Origin of the sequence: Pseudomonas sp. GW531-T4, from assembly GCF_017349615.1 — a bacterium.
Taxonomy (GTDB): Bacteria; Pseudomonadota; Gammaproteobacteria; order Pseudomonadales; family Pseudomonadaceae; genus Aquipseudomonas; species Aquipseudomonas chlororaphis_I.
Map to the genome: position 1 here is coordinate 17,051 of NZ_JACMZT010000024.1, position 17,561 is coordinate 34,611.

General features: G+C 65.0%; 15 protein-coding genes. 9 read left to right on the forward strand and 6 right to left on the reverse strand.

Annotated features, from left to right (window positions below; all coding sequences use genetic code 11):
• Positions 1-199: 199 nt before the first annotated feature.
• From J4D28_RS19185 to dacB, 4 genes are all read left to right on the forward strand, one after another.
• Positions 200-505 (forward strand): DUF3649 domain-containing protein, encoded by a 306-nt coding sequence (locus J4D28_RS19185; protein WP_009047058.1) that lies wholly within the window; start codon positions 200-202, stop codon positions 503-505.
• A complete protein-coding gene (locus J4D28_RS19190) occupies positions 502-2,076 on the forward strand; it encodes a PepSY domain-containing protein (protein WP_038630634.1) in 1,575 nt (524 codons plus the stop codon). The genes J4D28_RS19185 and J4D28_RS19190 overlap by 4 nt, the downstream gene beginning before the upstream one ends.
• Entirely contained in the window at positions 2,077-2,400 is a 324-nt protein-coding gene (locus tag J4D28_RS19195) for a DUF3325 domain-containing protein (protein WP_009047060.1), read from the forward strand. It begins immediately after the preceding gene.
• A 141-nt stretch (positions 2,401-2,541) separates the two neighbouring features.
• Entirely contained in the window at positions 2,542-3,990 is a 1,449-nt protein-coding gene (gene dacB, locus J4D28_RS19200) for a D-alanyl-D-alanine carboxypeptidase/D-alanyl-D-alanine-endopeptidase (protein WP_103330637.1), read from the forward strand.
• Positions 3,991-4,150: 160 nt separating this feature from the next.
• Here dacB and J4D28_RS19205 read toward each other — a convergent pair whose 3' ends face one another.
• Positions 4,151-5,026: a helix-turn-helix domain-containing protein gene (locus J4D28_RS19205; protein ID WP_103330540.1), complete on the reverse strand. Its 876-nt coding sequence runs from the start codon at positions 5,024-5,026 to the stop codon at positions 4,151-4,153.
• Between the two features lie 285 nt (positions 5,027-5,311).
• Here J4D28_RS19205 and J4D28_RS19210 point away from each other — a divergent pair, with 285 nt between their 5' ends.
• Positions 5,312-6,211 carry a DMT family transporter gene (locus J4D28_RS19210; protein ID WP_103330537.1) on the forward strand — a complete coding sequence of 300 codons (900 nt, stop codon included), beginning with the start codon at positions 5,312-5,314 and terminating at the stop codon, positions 6,209-6,211.
• A 138-nt stretch (positions 6,212-6,349) separates the two neighbouring features.
• Here the strand turns inward: J4D28_RS19210 and J4D28_RS19215 are convergent, their stop codons facing one another.
• On the reverse strand, positions 6,350-7,324 hold the full coding sequence (locus J4D28_RS19215; protein WP_016703290.1) for a D-glycerate dehydrogenase: 975 nt from the start codon (positions 7,322-7,324) through the stop codon (positions 6,350-6,352).
• 241 nt (positions 7,325-7,565) lie between these two features.
• Complete coding sequence (locus J4D28_RS19220; RefSeq protein WP_009047065.1) at positions 7,566-8,534, reverse strand: LysR family transcriptional regulator; 969 nt, start codon at positions 8,532-8,534, stop codon at positions 7,566-7,568.
• A gap of 263 nt (positions 8,535-8,797) precedes the next feature.
• Between J4D28_RS19220 and J4D28_RS19225 the strand changes: the two genes are divergently transcribed.
• Genes J4D28_RS19225 through J4D28_RS19240 form a run of 4 tightly spaced genes read left to right on the forward strand, consistent with a single transcriptional unit; the run spans position 8,798 to position 13,635 of the window.
• On the forward strand, positions 8,798-10,309 hold the full coding sequence (locus J4D28_RS19225; RefSeq protein ID WP_103330535.1) for an efflux transporter outer membrane subunit: 1,512 nt from the start codon (positions 8,798-8,800) through the stop codon (positions 10,307-10,309).
• A gap of 51 nt (positions 10,310-10,360) precedes the next feature.
• Positions 10,361-12,568 carry an FUSC family protein gene (locus J4D28_RS19230; RefSeq protein ID WP_103330532.1) on the forward strand — a complete coding sequence of 736 codons (2,208 nt, stop codon included), beginning with the start codon at positions 10,361-10,363 and terminating at the stop codon, positions 12,566-12,568.
• A complete protein-coding gene (locus tag J4D28_RS19235; RefSeq protein ID WP_007930063.1) occupies positions 12,558-12,758 on the forward strand; it encodes a DUF1656 domain-containing protein in 201 nt (66 codons plus the stop codon). Before J4D28_RS19230 ends, J4D28_RS19235 begins: the two co-directional genes overlap by 11 nt.
• A gap of 10 nt (positions 12,759-12,768) precedes the next feature.
• A complete protein-coding gene (locus J4D28_RS19240; RefSeq protein ID WP_009047068.1) occupies positions 12,769-13,635 on the forward strand; it encodes an HlyD family secretion protein in 867 nt (288 codons plus the stop codon).
• Between the two features lie 108 nt (positions 13,636-13,743).
• Here J4D28_RS19240 and J4D28_RS19245 read toward each other — a convergent pair whose 3' ends face one another.
• The 3 genes from J4D28_RS19245 to J4D28_RS19255 all read right to left on the reverse strand — a co-directional run bounded on the left by J4D28_RS19245 (position 13,744) and on the right by J4D28_RS19255 (position 17,388).
• A complete protein-coding gene (locus tag J4D28_RS19245; protein WP_016703286.1) occupies positions 13,744-14,769 on the reverse strand; it encodes a hypothetical protein in 1,026 nt (341 codons plus the stop codon).
• A gap of 277 nt (positions 14,770-15,046) precedes the next feature.
• A complete protein-coding gene (locus J4D28_RS19250) occupies positions 15,047-16,078 on the reverse strand; it encodes a hypothetical protein (RefSeq protein WP_053268244.1) in 1,032 nt (343 codons plus the stop codon).
• A gap of 314 nt (positions 16,079-16,392) precedes the next feature.
• Positions 16,393-17,388, reverse strand: a complete 996-nt coding sequence (locus J4D28_RS19255; protein WP_223815546.1) for a hypothetical protein — start codon at positions 17,386-17,388, stop codon at positions 16,393-16,395.
• Between the last annotated feature and the right edge of the window lie 173 nt (positions 17,389-17,561).

The following is a 17,561-nucleotide window of genomic DNA, read 5'->3' on the forward strand; positions in this document are numbered from 1 at the left end:
AAAATGCTTAAGAGAACAAGAATTGTTCGCATTGTAGTGGCCTGGCATGGCATTCGGCAATCAACCCGGACCGGCGGAAGATCCCGCTGCGGGTCAGTGAATTTTTGCGCATGAGAATATTTATCATTAATATTGCGCCGACTTGAGTCCGGGTAGGGGAATTCCCTGCGCCGGGCGGTCCTGGTTTCAAGGTCGAAACATGAAAAGCAAAGTTGCCACGATCCCCTCTTCCTACCGTCTGGCGGTGACGTCGCGAGTGCTGGCCGCGGTATTCGGCGGTTACCTGCTGGCGGCGTTGTCCAGCGTCTGCATGACCCTGCTGCTCCCCGTGTCCCGCGCCGATGCGGTGGTCAGCGGCATGATGACCTCCTTCCTGTTCTATCTGGTGGCGGTGCTCTGGTGCTTTGCCTGCCGCACGGCCTGGCAGGCCTGGCTCGGTTTGTTGCTGCCGGCGCTGGGGTTGGCGGCGATTTCTGCGTGGGCGCACGGGATGAATCTTTCATGAAGGAGGGATTTCGCCAGTCCATGGCCTGGCTGCACACCTGGGCCGGGCTGGTATTCGGCTGGCTGCTGCTGGCGATTTTCCTGACCGGCACCCTGGCCTACTTCAAGGACGAAATCAGCCACTGGATGCAGCCCGAAGTGCCGTCGCGCTCGGTCAGCAACGAGACCAGCCTGATCCTTGCCCAGAGTTATCTGCAGCAGCACGCCCAGGGTGCCTCGCGCTGGTTCATCAACCTGCCCGATGCCCGTGAGCCGGGGTTGTCGGTGATGTGGCAGTTCCCGGGCAAGCCCGGCGAGCGCGGCGCCTTCACCCAGAAACTGCTGGACCCGGCCACCGGCGCCGAGCTGCAGGCCCGCGATACCCGCGGCGGCGAGTTCTTCTACCGCTTCCATTTCCAGTTACAGATGCCTCATCCGTGGGGCCGCTGGCTGTCCACCGCGGCGGCCATGCTGATGTTCGTCGCCTTGATCAGCGGCATCATCACCCACAAGAAAATCTTCAAGGACTTCTTCACCTTCCGCCCCCGCAAGGGCCAGCGCTCCTGGCTCGACGGGCACAACGCGGTGGGCGTGCTGGTGCTGCCGTTCCACCTGATGATCACCTACAGCAGCCTGGTGATCTTCATGTCGATGGTCATGCCGGCGAGCATCCTGGCCACCTACGGCAACGACACCCGGGCGTATTTCAACGAAGTGTTCCCCGCCAGCAAAACCGCCCCGGCCGCTGGCAAGCCAGCACACCTGGTGCAACTCGAACCGCTGCTGGAGCAGGCCCGCGAACAGTGGCCGGGCGGCCGCGTGGGGCGGATCACGGTGAACAATCCGGGGGACGCCAATGCCTCGGTGAATGTCATGCGCCACGGTGGCGACCAGGTGGTCCGCGACTTTGGCAATGTGGTCACGTTCGACGGGGTCAGCGGCAAGCTGTTGCAGGTGTCGCCGCCGCAGTCGACGGCCCTGGCCATCAACGGCAGTTTTTACGGGCTGCACATGGGCCTCTTCGCCGGGCCGCTGTTGCGCTGGCTGTACTTTATCTGCGGCCTGGCCGCCACCGCGATGATCGGCACCGGGCTGGTGATCTGGCTGGGCAAGCGCCAGCTCAAGCATGCCAAGAGTGGAGTGACGCCCTTCGAACTGCGCCTGGTGGAAGTGCTGAACATCGCCAGCATGTCCGGCCTGGTGCTGGCCGTCGCCGCCTTCTTCTGGGCCAATCGCCTGTTGCCGGTGAGCCTTGCCGGGCGGGCGGACTGGGAAGTGAACAGCTTCTTTATCGTCTGGGGCCTGAGCCTGCTGCATGCCGCGCTGCGTCGCGGGCGCAAGGCCTGGGTCGAGCAGTTGGGCCTGGCGGCGCTGCTGCTGGCCAGCGTGCCGCTGCTCGATGCGCTGACGATGCCCGATGTGCTGGATGGTTTCCTGGTGCATGGCGACTGGGTCCGCGCCGGCTTCGACCTGACCTGCCTGGCGGCGGGGCTGTTCCTCGCTTGGGGGGCCTGGAAGATGTCGCGTCCTGTCGCCCAGCCTGCCGTTGCCGCCCGCTCGCGACGGGCCGCCCTTGAAACCGAGGTGAACTGAATGCTCCTGGCGCTGCTGTTGTGTTACCCAGGCTTTGCCGGCTTGTGCCTGTCGATGGACCGTCATCACGCCGAACTCCTGGGCTACAAACCCACGGCCCGTCGCCGCTCTGGCTTGCGTATTGGCGGCTGGCTGCTGCTGGCCGGCTCGTTGTGGGCGGCGATCGCGGCGGCCGGCTGGGGCCTGGGCCTGGTGCAATGGTGCGCGGCCTTGATGCTCAGCGCCTTGTCGCTGGTGCTGTTGCTGCCGTATCAACCGCGCCTGGCGTTGCTGGCGGCGGGGCTGGGATTGCTGGTCAGCCCGCTGGCCGCGTTGGCGCAATGAGCGTTTTGCAGCGCCGGGCCTGAGGGGCCGGCTCGATTGTTCGTTGACACGAACCCCTCGCCAATCGTTATCTGGGCGCCCGCCGCAGCGGCTGCAAGGTTGTCGGCGCGGGTTCGAGGTCATCAAGGAAATATGTTTTTCATGGGTTCAGCACATCGTTTCTACACTCGCGGGCTGGGGTTGTTCCTGGCCCTGTCACTGGCGGCTTGCGCCAGCCATCCCGGCGCCCGCTACGCCGCCAGCCTGGATCAGGTCCTGGCCGATCCGGCGCTGCAGGGCGCCACGGTATCGCTGACGGTGCGCGATGCCGAGAGTGGCGCGGCCTTGTATCAGCACAACCCCGATAGCCGCCTGATCCCGGCTTCGAGCCTCAAGCTGCTGACCACCGCCGCGGCGCTGGACGTCCTCGGCCCCGACTACCGTTTCGCCACCGAGGTGCTGGGCGACGGCGCGCAGCAGGGCGAGCGCCTGCTGGGCAATCTCTACCTGCGCGGTTCCGGCGACCCGAGCATGCAGGCCAAGGATTATCGGGAGCTGGCGGCGGCAGTGGCGCGCACCGGCATTCGTCAGATTGCAGGTGACCTGGTGCTCGACGACACCGCCTTCGATGACCAGCGGCTCGGCGTCGATTGGGCCAGCGACGATGAAAGCCTGTATTACGCGGCGCAGATTTCCGCCCTCAATATTTCCCCCAACGACGACTTCGACGCCGGCAGCGTGCTGGTGTCAGTCACGGCGCCGACGATGCCGGGAGCGCCGCTGGCGGTACGCGTCAGCCCGGAAAACCGGTTGATGAGCCTGCGCAATCAGGGCCGGGTCGGAACGACGGACAGCCTGCAGGTCGGCCGTGAGCATGGCAGCAACCTGCTGCTGGTCAGCGGCGCCTTGCCGCCGGGGCAGTCGCGGCGCCATTGGGTCAGCGTGTGGGAGCCGACCCGCCTGGTGGCGGACGTGTTCCAGCAAGCGCTGGCCGAGCAGGGCGTGACGGTGCAGGGCCAGGTGCGCCTCGGCCAGCCCACGGCGTCCTCTGCCCGGGTACTGGCCAGCCACTCGTCGATGCCGCTGGCGGGCTTGATCACGCCGCTGCTCAAGCTGTCGAACAACAACATGTCGGAAGTGCTGCTCAAGGCCATGGGCCGCAAGACCGCCAATGCCGGCACCGCGGCTGCCGGGGTGGCGGCCATCGAGGGCTTCCTGCGGCGCCAGGGCCTGAGCCCGCAAGGGCTGGTGCAGGTGGATGGCTCGGGGCTGTCGCGGCGCAACCAGATTTCCAGCCAGAGCCTCAGCGACCTGTTGCTGGTAGCGCGCAAGCAGCCCTGGTTCGCCACCTGGTACGCGGCGCTGCCGGTGGCCGGCGATGCCCAGCGCATGACTGGCGGTACCCTGCGTTATCGCCTGCAAGGCACAGGGGCTGTGGATAACCTGCATGCCAAGACCGGCTCGATGCAGGGCGTGTCGTCGCTGTCCGGGTATCTGCTCACGGCCGATGGCCGCCGGCTGGTGCTGGTGATGCTGTCGAACAACTACCGGGTCGACGGCGCGCGCATCAAGGCCCTGGAGGATCGGGTGGCGCAGGCGTTGTTGCAATAAGGCTGGGGATCGGGTTTGCCTGACACATCGCCATCGCGGGCAAGCCTCGCTCCTACGGGTTGTGCGGTGTGAGGGCGGGCGCGGTGCTTCTGTAGGAGCGAACGGGCGGCGATCCGACTTGCTCGCGATAAAGGCGACGCGCTGTAACTGGCGGCTGTGCTCAGCCAAGAAACGCCTGGCGATATTCCCCGGGCGTGCCGCCCAGGGCCTGGCGAAAGCGATTGGTGAAGTGGCTGGCGCTGGCGAAACCGCAGGCCAGGGCGATTTCGCCCAGGGGCAGGCGGGTGCTGCGCAGCAGGTCGCGAGCGTGTTTCAGGCGTCGCGCCAGCAGGTATTGGTGAGGTGGCAGGCCGAAGCTCGCGCGGAACATCCGCGCAAAGTGGTATTCCGACAAGGCGCAGCGCGCGGCCAGTTGCCCGAGGCTGAGCGGTTCGGCCAGCTGGCTGTCGATGTACTCCACCAGTTGCCGGCGCTGATGCGCCGCCAGCCCGCCCTTGAGGCGCAGGCCCTGGCGCTGGCCGACCTGGGTCAGCAGGGCGTGGCTGAGCATCTCGTGGGCCAGGCTGCTGGTCAGCAGGCGTTCGCCGGGTTCGTCCCAGTTCAACTGGATCAGTTGCCGAAAGCGCTTGGCCTGCTGCGGGTCGTCGAGGAAGGTGGTTTCCTGCAATTGCAGCTCGCGGGGTTCGCGGTCCAGCAGGGTCACGCAGCCCAGGGCAAATTGCTCAGGGCTGAAATACAGGTGGGCCAGGCGGATCTCGCCGTTGATCACCCAGGCCGAACGATGCTCGGCGGGCAGGATGCACAGCTTGTCCGGGCCGCCCTTGGTCCCCGGCTGGCCGCGGCGAAAGGTCCCGGTGCCGCCGGCGATGTAGCACGACAGGGTGTGATGGCTCGGCGCTTCGTAGTCCTGGGCGTCGTGATGGTTGCTCCACAAGGCCGCGGCCAAGCCGTCACCGAGCTCGGCGCTGTGCTCCAGGCGAGCATTGGGCGAGCGGTTCAGGGCTTGAAAGACTTGCAGGGTTTCCAGGGTAGACATGGTTTTGATTCGATAAAGGGTGGCACGTTGTAGCCGCTGCCGCAGGCTGCGATCGGCTCCGCAGGAGACGCGCTTTTGAGATCGCAAGAAGGTCCTGCGGGTCGAGCGCGACCCCGGCCTATCGCAGCCTTCGGCAGCGGCTACAGGAGCGAAGTCAGATGTTTCGCATCCTACTCCGTAGGCCGCGCGCTGCCAGCCCGGCAACCGATAAAAGCGCAAGTTTATGCAAGCGCCCGAGCGCCCCATGGCCTGAGACTGGGTTGCCCTGCACAGGAGTCCCGCGCCATGAACCTCTCGCTTTATCTGCTCACCGTCCTGATCTGGGGCACCACCTGGATCGCCCTCAAGTGGCAGCTGGGGGTGGTGGTGATTCCGGTGTCCATCGTCTATCGCTTCGCCCTGGCGGCCCTGGTGCTGTTCGTCATGCTGCTGCTCAGCCGCAAGCTGCAGGTGATGAACCGCCGCGGGCACCTGATATGCCTGGCCCAGGGGCTGTGCCTGTTCTGTATCAACTTCATGTGTTTCCTGCATGCCAGCCAGTGGATTCCCAGCGGCCTGGTGGCGGTGGTGTTTTCCACTGCGACCCTGTGGAACGCCCTGAATGCCCGGGTGTTCTTCGCCCAGAAAATCGCCCGCAACGTACTGCTGGGCGGGGCGCTGGGGCTGCTGGGGCTGGGCCTGCTGTTCTGGCCGGAACTGGCCGGCCATAGCGCCAGCCCGCAAACCCTGCTCGGCCTGGGGTTGGCGCTGTTGGGCACCTTGTGTTTCTCGGCGGGCAACATGTTGTCCAGCCTGCAACAGAAAGCCGGCCTCAAGCCGCTGACCACCAACGCCTGGGGCATGGCCTATGGCGCGGCGATGCTGGCGGCTTATTGCCTGGTCAAGGGCATCCCTTTCGATATGGAGTGGAATGCGCGCTACATCGGCTCCTTGCTGTATCTGGTGATCCCGGGTTCGGTGATCGGCTTCACCGCCTACCTGACCCTGGTCGGCCGCATGGGCCCGGAGCGGGCGGCCTACTGCACCGTGCTGTTCCCGGTGGTGGCGCTGAATGTCTCGGCCTTCGCCGAAGGTTACCAATGGACCGCCCCGGCGCTGGCCGGGCTGGTCCTGGTGATGCTGGGCAACGTGCTGGTGTTCCGCAAGCCCAAGCCGCTGGCCGTCCGCGATCCCCGGCTCGCCTGATGGGTAGCGCGGCTGCTGCAGGGTTTGAAGAGCTTCTGTAGGAGCGAAGCTTGCTCGCGATAGCGGTGCCTCAGGTACACCGCTATCGCGGGCAATCGAGCGTCGACCGGCCGCTCCTACGGAGGACAGCAGCGGGTTTCAGCCTTTCCACACCTGCGGGTTGACCAGGTCCTGCGGGCGTTCGCCGAGCAGGGCGCTGCGCAGGTTGGCCAGGGCGCGGTTGGCCATGGCGTCGCGGGTTTCATGGGTGGCCGAGCCGATATGCGGCAGGGTCACGGCGTTTTTCAGCTGGAACAGCGGCGACTCGGCCAGCGGTTCCTTCTCGTAGACATCCAGGCCGGCGCCGCGAATCGTGCCGTTGCGCAGGGCCTCGATCAGCGCTGGTTCATCCACTACCGGACCGCGGGAGATGTTCACCAGGATCGCGCTCGGCTTCATCAGCGCCAGTTCGCGGTGGCTGATCAGGTGCTTGGTCTTTTCGCTGAGCGGCACCACCAGGCAGACGAAATCCGCTTCGGCCAGCAACTGCTCGAGGCTACGGAATTGCGCGCCCAGCTCCTGTTCCAGCGCGGTTTTGCGGCTGTTGCCGCTGTAGATCACCGGCATGTTGAAGCCCAGGCGACCGCGTCGGGCGATGGCCGCGCCGATATTGCCCATGCCGACGATGCCCAGGGTCTTGCCATGCACATCGCAACCGAACAGCGGTGCGCCGACGCTGGCCTGCCATTGCCCGGCCTTGGTCCAGGCGTCCAGTTCGGCGACGCGCCGGGCGCTGCTCATCAGCAGGGCGAAGGCCAGGTCGGCGGTGCTTTCGGTGAGCACGTCCGGGGTGTTGGTGAGCATGATTCCGCGTTCGTTGAAGTAGGCCAGGTCATAGTTGTCGTAGCCCACCGAGACACTGGAGACCACTTCCAGCTGGCTGGCGTTTTCCAGTTGCGCACGGCCCAGCTTGCGACCGACGCCGATCAGGCCGTGGGCGTGGGGCAGGGCTTCGTTGAATTGCGCGCCGATATCGCCCAGCTTGGGGTTGGGCACTATCACCTCGAAGTCCTGGCGCAGGCGCTCGATCATGTCCGGGGTGATGCGGCTGAAGGCAAGTACGGTCTTTTTCATCGCGGGAAAGCTCGTCAGGCGGAGGAGAATGCCAAGCAAGCTAACATTCCCCACGGGCTTTTTGTAGCGGCTGCACAGGGCTGTGAGGGCAAGAAGGTTCTGCGACTGTAGCCGCTGCCAAAGGCTGCGATCGGCTCCGCAGGAGACGTGCTCTTGAGATCGCAGGAGGTCTTGCGGACCTTTCGCAGCCTGCGGCAGCGGCTACAGGGGGGAAGCATGACAAAGCCCCGAAGGGCTTGGCTCAAGTGGTCAGGCGTACGCCGCTGAGGCCGCCGCTCAGTTCATAGGCCGCGAGCTCCGCCTGATGGGCGGCGAGAATCTCCGGCAGGGTGTTGCGCAGGTACTCGACCCAGGTCTTGATCTTGGCATCCAGGTACTGGCGCGACGGGTAGATGGCGTACAGGTTCAGCTCCTGGGAGCGGTACTTGGGCATGACCCGCACCAGGGTGCCGTTGCGCAGGCCCTCGATGGCCGCGTACACCGGCAGCACGCCCAGGCCCATACCGCTGGTGATCGCGGTTTTCAGCGCGTCGGCGGAGTTCACCAGGAACGGCGAGCCGTTGAGCGTGACCCCTTCCTGGCCCTCGGGGCCGTCGAACAGCCATTTGTCCAGGGCGATCACCGGGCTCACCAGGCGCAGGCAGGCATGGTTCGACAGGTCGCTGGGGCTGCTCGGGCAGCCATTGGCTTTCACGTAGGCCGGCGAGGCGCAGACGATGCTGTAGGTGATGCCCAGGCGCTGGGAGACGAAACCCGAGTCCGGCAGTTCGCTGGCCAGCACGATGGACACGTCGTAGCCCTCGTCCAGCAGGTCCGGCACGCGGTTGGCCAGGGTCAGGTCGAAGGTCACGTCCGGGTGCGACTTGCGGTACCGGGCGATGGCGTCGATCACATAGTGCTGGCCGATGCCGGTCATGGTGTGCACTTTCAGCTGCCCGGACGGGCGCGCGTGGGCGTCGCTGGCCTCGGCCTCGGCTTCTTCGACATAGGCCAGGATCTGCTCGCAGCGCAGCAGGTAGCGCTTGCCGGCCTCCGTGAGCGCGATGCGGCGAGTGGTGCGGTTGAGCAGGCGGGTTTGCAGATGGGCCTCCAGATTGGAGACCGCGCGCGAGACGTTGGCCGTGGTGGTGTCGAGCTGGACGGCGGCGGCGGTGAAGCTGCCGGCTTCGGCGACACAACTGAAGGCGCGCATGTTTTGCAAAGTGTCCATGGGGTGCTCTCTCGGGAGATGGCAAATTGTGACACGAAGTAACAGATTGTTGGCTATTCCACCAAGGGATTATCGCGCGAACGGTAATAAAGATTCACAGGAATCCCAGCTTATCGCCGCAAAGCCCGCCGCCTAGAATTGCGCCGATCTGTAGGGGCCGGCTGCCGGAGCCCCGTGCAATGCGGTGGGTCAGTGACACCGTCTCGCGAGCAAGCTCGCTCCTACAGGGATCCGCCTTCTCCCTATTTCAGGAATTCGCAGCAGTGCCGCGTCGCATCAGCAGAGAGCTGAAGACTCTCAGTGTTTGGGCTTTATCGTTAGCAATCAGCGGCTGCATCGGAACCGGGGGCATTGCCCCGCAAGGCAAGGCACTACCGGCCAATACACTGGCCACCGACGAGGCGATCCAGAGCGCCGCGCGCGACGCCCGCTGGCCCACCGCCCAGTGGTGGCAGGCCTATGGCGATGCGCAGTTGAACCAGTGGGTGAACCTGGCCGTGCAGGGCAGCCCGAGCATGGCCATGTCCGCCGCCCGGGTACGCCAGGCGCGTGCCATGGCCGGCATCGCCGAGTCGGCCGAGTCGCTGCAGATCAAGGGCGACGCCACCCTCAAGCGCCACAACTGGCCCACCGACCAGTTCTATGGCCCGGGCGAGCTGGCCAACAGCACCACCTGGGACAACAACGCCGCGCTCGGCTTCAGCTATGCCCTCGACCTCTGGGGCCGGGAAAGCAATGCCAGCGAGCGCGCCGTGGACCTGGCGCACATGAGCGCCGCCGAGGCGCGCCAGGCCCAGCTGGAACTGCAGAACAATGTCGTGCGCGCCTATATCCAGCTGTCGCTGCAATACGCCCAGCGCGACATCGTCCTGGCGACCCTGAAACAGCAGGAACAGATTCTCGAACTGGCGCAAAAGCGCCTGGCCGGCGGCATCGGCACCCACTTCGAAGTCAGCCAGGCGCAGACCCCGCTGCCGGAAACCCATCGCCAGCTGGATGCCCTGGACGAAGAAATCGCCCTGGGTCGCAACCAGATCGCCGCCCTGGCCGGCAAGGGACCGGGGGCGGGCGCGCAGTTGCAACGGCCGAGCCTGTCCCTGGCCGCGCCGCTGAAATTGCCGTCGGCGCTGCCCGCTGAACTGCTCGGCCAGCGTCCGGACGTGGTCGCCAGCCGCTGGCAGGTGGCGGCCCAGGCGCGCGGCATCGATGTCGCCCACGCTGGCTTCTACCCCAACGTCGATCTGGTGGGCAGCCTTGGCTACATGGCCACCGGCGGCGGGGCGCTGGAGTTCCTCACCGGCAAGAAGCTCAATTACAACGTCGGCCCGGCCATCAGCCTGCCGATCTTCGACGGCGGCCGCCTGCGCGCTGAACTGGGCGAGGCCGCGGCCGGCTACGACATCGCCGTGGCCCACTACAACCAGACCCTGGTCAACGCCCTGAAGAACATCTCCGACCAGTTGATCCGCCGCGAGTCCATGGACAAGCAGGCCGAGTTCGCCGCCGAGTCGGTGGCGTCGGCGCAGAAGACTTACGACATCGCCATGGTCGCCTTCCAGCGTGGCCTCACCGACTACCTCAATGTGCTCAATGCCCAGGGCATGCTGTTCCGCCAGCAACAGGTCCAGCAGCAGGTCCAGGCCGCGCGCCTGAGCGCCCATGCCGAGCTGGTGACGGCCCTGGGTGGCGGCCTGGAGGCGGGCCGGGATGTGCCCGAGGACAGCAAGACCCAACCGAGCAAGACCCCGGCGGCGCTGGCTGTCTTCGATCATTAAGAGCTGGCCATTAAAAGCCGACCCCCAAGTGCTGATCACTGAGTAAGACCCATGACTTCCTTGCCTGCACCCTTGCGCTGGCTGTACTCCCTTGAATGGCGCCGGGGCTTCTTCGACTGGGCACGCAGCGACGGCGTGACCTGGGTCTATATCTTCAAGGTCCTGGCCGCCGCGTTCCTCACCCTGTGGCTGGCCATGCGCCTGGAGCTGCCGCAACCGCGCACGGCGATGATCACCGTGTTCATCGTCATGCAGCCGCAGAGCGGCCAGGTGTTCGCCAAGAGCTTCTATCGCTTTCTCGGCACCCTGGCCGGGTCGACGGTGATGGTGGCGCTGATCGCCCTGTTCGCCCAGAACACCGAACTGTTCCTCGGTTCGCTGGCGATCTGGGTCGGCATCTGCTCGGCCGGCGCCGCCCGTTATCGCAACTTCCGCGCCTATGGCTTCGTGCTTGCCGGCTACACCGCGGCGATGGTCGGCTTGCCGGCCCTGGCCCATCCGGACGGGGCCTTTATGGCGGCGGTGTGGCGGGTGCTGGAAATCTCCCTGGGGATTCTCTGCTCGACCCTGGTCAGCGCTGCGATCCTGCCGCAGACCGCCAGCGCGGCGATGCGCAACGCCTTGTACCAGCGCTTCGGGGTGTTCGCCCTGTTCGTCACCGACGGTTTGCGTGGCCGCAGCCAGCGCGATGCGTTCGAGAGCGGCAACGTGCGCTTCATCGCCGAAGCGGTGGGCCTGGAAGGCCTGCGCAGCGTCACGGTGTTCGAAGACCCGCACATGCGCCGGCGCAACGGCCGCCTGAGCCGTTTGAACAGCGAGTTCATGGGCATCACCACCCGCTTCAACGCCCTGCATCAGTTGCTCGAGCGCCTGCGCGGCAGCGCCGCCGAGTATGTGCTGGCGGCGACCAAACCCGGGTTGCAGGACCTCGCCGAACTGCTGGACGGTTTCTCCGGCCGCGCCCTGACCAGCCCCGATGCCGCGCGCCTGGCCGAGCAACTGGCAAGCTACAAGGCCGAGCTGCCGGCGCGGGTGCGCAGCATGCGCGCGCTGTTCCAGGAGCACGAACCGAGCGATGCCGAGCAGCTGGATTTCCACACCGCCTATGAGCTGCTCTATCGCTTCGTCGACGAGTTGCACAGCTATGCCCAGACCCACGCGTCCCTGGCCGAACACAGCCACGAGCGCGAGCGCTGGGACGAGCCCTTCACCCCGCAGACCAACTGGCTGGCCTCGGCCGCCTCGGGGATCCGCGCCTCGTTCATCCTGATCGTGCTCGGCAGTTACTGGGTCGCCACCGCCTGGCCCAGCGGCGCCACCATGACCCTGATCGCGGCGGCCACCGTCGGTCTCTCGGCGGCGACGCCGAACCCGAAACGCATGGCCTTCCAGATGGCCTGCGGCACCTTGATCGGGGCCGTGGTCGGCTTCGTCGAGATGTTCTTCGTGTTCCCCTGGATCGACGGTTTTCCGCTGCTGTGCGTGATGCTGGCGCCGGTGATCGTGCTTGGTTCGTTCCTCGCTTCACGCCCGCAGTACGCTGGCGTGGGCCTGGGGTTGCTGATCTTTTTCAGCACCGGTTCGGTGCCGGACAACCTGACCGTCTACAACCCCTACGCCTTCATCAACGACTACATCGCCATGATCATGGGCATGCTGGTCTGTGCCGCCGCCGGGGCGATCATCCTGCCGCCCAACAGCCGCTGGTTGTGGCGCCGCCTGGAGCAGGACCTGCGCGGCCAGGTGGTGTACGCCATCAGCGGCAAGCTCAAGGGCCTGGCGTCGAGCTTCGAAAGCCGCACCCGCGACCTGCTGCACCAGGCCTATGGCCTGGCGGCGGGGCAGCCGCAGGTGCAGCGCGAGCTGCTGCGCTGGATGTTCGTGGTGCTGGAGGTGGGGCACGCCATCATCGAGCTGCGCAAGGAGCAGGCGATCCTCCCGGTGCACCCGGCCTATGCCGAATCCCAGCCATGGCGCCAGGCGATCCGGGTGATGGGCCGCTCGTTGGTGCGGCTGTTCCTGCAACCGGGCCAGAGCAACCTGGAGCGCGCGCTGGTCGCGGTAGATCACGCCATCAGCCGGGTCCAGGCCAGCGACGAACCCTTCGCCCCGCACTTCGATACCTCGGTGTTGCGCCGGGTGAAGAGCTACCTGCACTTCATCCGCAGCTCATTGCTCGACCCGCAATCGCCGCTGGCCGCCTATGCCGCGCCGCCAGCCGTACAGGCCCCGCTCCAAGGACTTGAACATGCCTCGTGAAATCGCCTTCCACGGCGTGTACATGCCGACCATGACCCTGATGTTCTTCATTGCCGCGGCCCTGGCCTGGGCCCTGGACCGCTTCATTTCGGGTTATGACCTGTACCGTTTTTTCTGGCACCCGGCGCTGCTGCGCCTGAGCCTGTTCTGCTGTCTGTTCGGCGCCATGGCGCTCACTGTTTACCGTTGAGAGTCCCACGATGAAAAAGTTTTTCAGCCTGCTCGCGACCCTGCTGGTGCTGGCCCTGGCCCTGTGGATCGGCCGCACCCTGTGGGTGCATTACATGAACACGCCGTGGACCCGCGACGGCCGGGTGCGCGCCGACATCATCAACGTCGCCGCCGACGTCACCGGGGAAGTGGTGGACGTGCCGGTGCGCGACAACCAGCTGGTGAAAAAGGGCGACCTGCTGATGCAGATCGACCCCGAGCATTACCAGATCGCGGTCAAGCAGGCGCAGTCGCTGGTGGCTTCGAGAAAGGCCACCTGGGAGATGCGCAAGGTCAACGCCCACCGCCGCGCCGACCTGGACAACCTGGTGATCTCCAAGGAAAACCGCGACGACGCCAGCAACATCGCCGACTCGGCCCTGGCCGACTACCAGCAGGCCCAGGCCCAGCTGGAGGCCGCGGAACTCAACCTCAAGCGCACCCAGGTGCGCGCCGCGGTGGACGGCTACGTCACCAACCTCAACGTGCACCGCGGCGACTATGCGCGCATCGGCGAGCCGAAGATGGCGGTGGTCGACATGCATTCGTTCTGGGTCTACGGCTTCTTCGAGGAGACCAAGCTGCCCCATGTGCGCGTCGGCGATAAGGCCGATATGCAGCTGATGAGCGGCGAGGTGCTCAAGGGCCATGTGGAGAGTATTTCCCGCGGCATCTACGACCGCGACAACCCGGAAAGCCGCGAGCTGGTCGCCGACGTCAACCCGACCTTCAACTGGGTACGCCTGGCCCAGCGTGTGCCGGTGCGCATCCATATCGATGAAGTGCCTGAGGGTGTGCTGCTGGCGGCGGGGATTACCTGCACCGTGGTGGTGAAGGAGGGCGGGGAGGCGCAGTGATCGGGCCGCTGCCGGGCGTGCCTGCACGGCATCTCTGGCGAGCCGTCTCCCACAATATCTTGCGGGAGACGGCGGGCGACCAGGCGCTAGCGCGCCGGAGAGCGAGGGTTACTTGTAGCTTTTCTGCATGATCGCCAGGGACTTCTTCGCCGTGGCTTCCAAGCCGTCGTTAACGTGGTTGATGGCGGCCACCAGCTTCGGGTTCTGCAGTACGTCGACGCCGGGGTAACGCTGCTGGGCCAGGCGCGAGACGATGATGTACTGGGTCACCGCGTAATGCAGATCGAACTTGCCGCTGTCCCGGGCCTTGGCGATGGCCGCTTTGACAAAGGCCTGGCGCTCGGCCGTCGTCATGCCCTTGAACAGGTCGGGGATATCGAAATGGATCTCGGCCGAGAAAATGGCCACCTCCTCAGCCCGCGCCTCGTCGTACATCACCTGCTTGCTGGTCACGCGCGCCTTCAGCTCGCTGAAGCGTTGTTCGCCTTCGGCCAGTTGTTCCGGGCTCATCTTGCCTTTCAAGGCATCCAGCTGGCTGGTGTCTTCGGTGTTATCGATGACCTTCAGCCAGGCATAGGCCTTCACCAGGTCGCCAGACTCTTCGGCGGCGTCGGCCAGGCTCTGCTGCGGTTCCGGGTTGCCATGCAGGGCCGAGCGCTCCAGCCAGCGGACGGCCAGGTGCTTGTCTTGAGGGATGTCCTTGTCGCCGAACCAGTAGGTGGCGTACATGCCGTACTCGGCGCACCAATCGTTCTGCGACGCCGAGTAGGCGATGTAGTTGAAGGACTCGCGGTCGCGCTCGGCCTTGGGTCTGTCCGTTTCCTGATCGGTGCTGGTGGACAGGTAGCAGAAGGCCCGGGTGTAGTTCGGCGCGGCCATGGCGAAGCAGCTCTTGGCGCTCTTGAAGTCCTCGGCCTCGTACAGCTTGTAACCGGCGCCGTACAGCACATCGGCGTCCATGGCCGGGTTGCAGTACTCGTTGGCGCTGACCTTGGGCAAGACGCTTTCCAGCGTCAGCTTGGGCAGGGTGTCATTCAGCTCGGGGATTTTCGGCTCGGTCTTTTCCGGAGCCGTGGTGGCGCAGGCCGCCAGCAAGACAGCCAATGCCAGTGGCAGCACGTTGAACAATTTCAATGGATATTCCCTGATCTGCGATTGAATGAAGAGGCGCATGGAATGACGCAGGGACAGGACGGGAGAGAGGGAGCTTGAGCAGTTCCGTGCTTCAGTGTCGACGCCAGCGATTCCATGCTGCTTGAGCGCGGGCGCTCAAGGCCGGGGATTCTACTGGGTTTGAGAGGGCGTACAACCGAAACCGCAGCACCTGTTTAGCCGCAGCAGATGGCCCTCGGGCCTTGCGCGCGCGACACCTCGGCGGCGGCTTCAAGAGGAGTAGCGCCAGCCGCTCCAGTTATGGCTTGCGCTTGGCCAGGATGGTTTTGGCCTTGGCCACGGTCTCTTCCACGCTCAGGTCATCATTGACCAGCAAGGCATGCAGTGCCGGGTCCTGCCACAGGTCCACGGCCGGCCCGGTACTTTGCACAAGGCGGGAAATCAAGGCGTAGGCCACCACTTGGCCTCGCGTGTGGAACTTCGGGTAGAGGTCCAGCATGTCCACCAACTGGGCCACGAAAGCATGCCGTTGCACAGGGGACATGCCCTCGAATACCTCCGGGTGGCTGTAGTACAGATCCCCTGAGCTCAGGGCGATGAGGTCCTTGCGCAGCGCCTGCTCAATATCCTTTTCGGGGGTGAGTTGGCTGAGCAGCCGGGTGTAGTGCTGCTCGCCCTCGGCCATTTGCTGAGGGCTCATTTTGCGCTGCACGGCCTCGATTGTTTTTGCCTCATTCAGGACCCTGGCCCAGGCATAGGCCACCGGGAAATGGTCCTGTTCGCTGCTCCAGCGCACCATGTCCTGTTGCGCGTCCTGGTCGCCGTGCCGAGCGGCGCGCTCAAGCCAGCCCATGGCCAATTCCTTGTTCGGTGGCTGGCCCAGCTTGCCAACGCTGTAGATGTCGTACAGGCCTGCTTCCGCGCAGGATTCATTGTGCTTGGCGGCGTAGGCGATGTAGTTGAAGGCTTCGCTTTTGTCATAGTTGTTTTGCCTGGCGCCGACAATCTTGCCCAGGATGCACAAGCTCGTGGTGTAGCGGGGGGCGGCCATGATCAGGCAGCTGCGGGCCATTTTTATTTCCTTGCTCGCCAGCAAGGTACGGCCTGCGCCATACAGTACCTCGTCCTCATCGATCAGTCGGATGCCGAGGCCGAGCAGCAATTCGCTGTCCATCTCCGGCGTGCAGTACAGGTTGGCCTCGACCTTGGGCAGGATCTGCTCGAGGCTCAGGTCCGGCAGGGAATTATTGAGTTTTTCGTCCGGCGACGAGGCATCGCAGCCCAGCAGCAGAGTGAAGATGGCCAAGGGCAGCAGGCTACGACATTTCAATGGAGAGTCCCTGAGGTTCACTGGTAAAGGGAGGACGCCAAGAGGGCATGAGCAGGGGCGGGGTGCAGCCGTTCCGTGCTTGAGGTGCCGCTTCCCTGCGATTGGAGTGCGGGCATTCTACGGGCATCGGCGCGGCATACAACGGTGTCATGCGCGTGATGGCCGGCGTTGAATGCTCAGAGCCTGGCGCTTAATCCGAAACGCTTCATCAGCTGGGTGAACAACCTGACCGCGCCCCCTTGTAGGAGCTGGCACCTACAAGACGGCGGCCATGTATAAGGCCCCTGTAGGCGCGGCCGGCGGTGTTCCCGCTGTTACAGGGCGGCCTGGCCGAGGATCACGTCGGCCTTCTTTACCGCCTCACTCACTTGCAGCTCGGTATCGCTGAGCAGCTCGACAATCTGCGGGTTCTGCAGTACATCGACGCCGGCCTGCTTCAACTGGGCCTGCCGCGCGATGATCACATAGGCGTAAAGCTGGCCACGGGTGCTGAACTCGGGACGGGCGCTCACCGTGGCCACGGCCTGCTCCATGAGCGCATGACGCTCGGCCACCGACAGGCCCTTGAAGGTCTCGGGGTATTCCATATGGATGTTCGCCGAGTACACCGCGATGTTCTCCTCGCGGGCCTCTTTGCGCACGGCGTCCTTGCTGGTGACGATCTTGCCCAGTTGCTCGAAGCCTTGTTCGCCTTCGCTGATTTGCTGCGGGTTCATCCGTTGTTTCAGGGTGTCGATCTGTGCCTGGTCATCGAGGACCTTGGCCCAGCTGTAGGCCAGCGGCAGATTGCCCTTGTTGCTGTGCAGACGCACCAGGGTCTGTTGCGCATCCGCATCGCCGTGACGCGCGGAACGCTCCAGCCAGCGCAGGCCCAGGTCGCTGTCCGGGGTCTGCCCGCGCATGCCGTAGGTGAAGTTCTGGAACATGCCGAACTCGGCGCAGGCGTCATTCTTCACCGCGGAATAGGCCATGTAGCCGAAGGCTTCGCGGTCGCGCTCGGCGCTGTCCTTGCTGCTGTCCTGTTCCGCGATGCTCGCTAGATAACACAGGGCCCGGTCGTGGGTGGGTGCGGCCATGATCAGGCAACTGCGGGCTTGCTCGGGTTTGTCGTCGTTGTACAGCTGGTAGCCGATGCCATACAGCAGATCGCTGTCCAGCTTGGGGTTGCAGTACTCGTTGGCGACGGCTTGCGGCAACAGCTCCTTGAGACTGAGCTGGGGCAGGGTGGCGTTCAGCTCCTCGTCTGGCGACGGCGCGCAGCCGATCAATACAGTGGCCAAGGCCAGCGGCAGCAGGTGTTGAGGTTTCAATGGATATTCCCTGATCGACGATTGAATGGCAGCGAGCATGGAAGAAGGGGAGTTTCAGCGGTGCGCCAGCGATCCATGCGGCCTGATCGAGGCCCTGGAGGCCTCGAGTGCGCGCATTCTACTGGGATTGGGGATGGGCACAACCTGAACCGCGGTGTCTGTGATACTGGCTA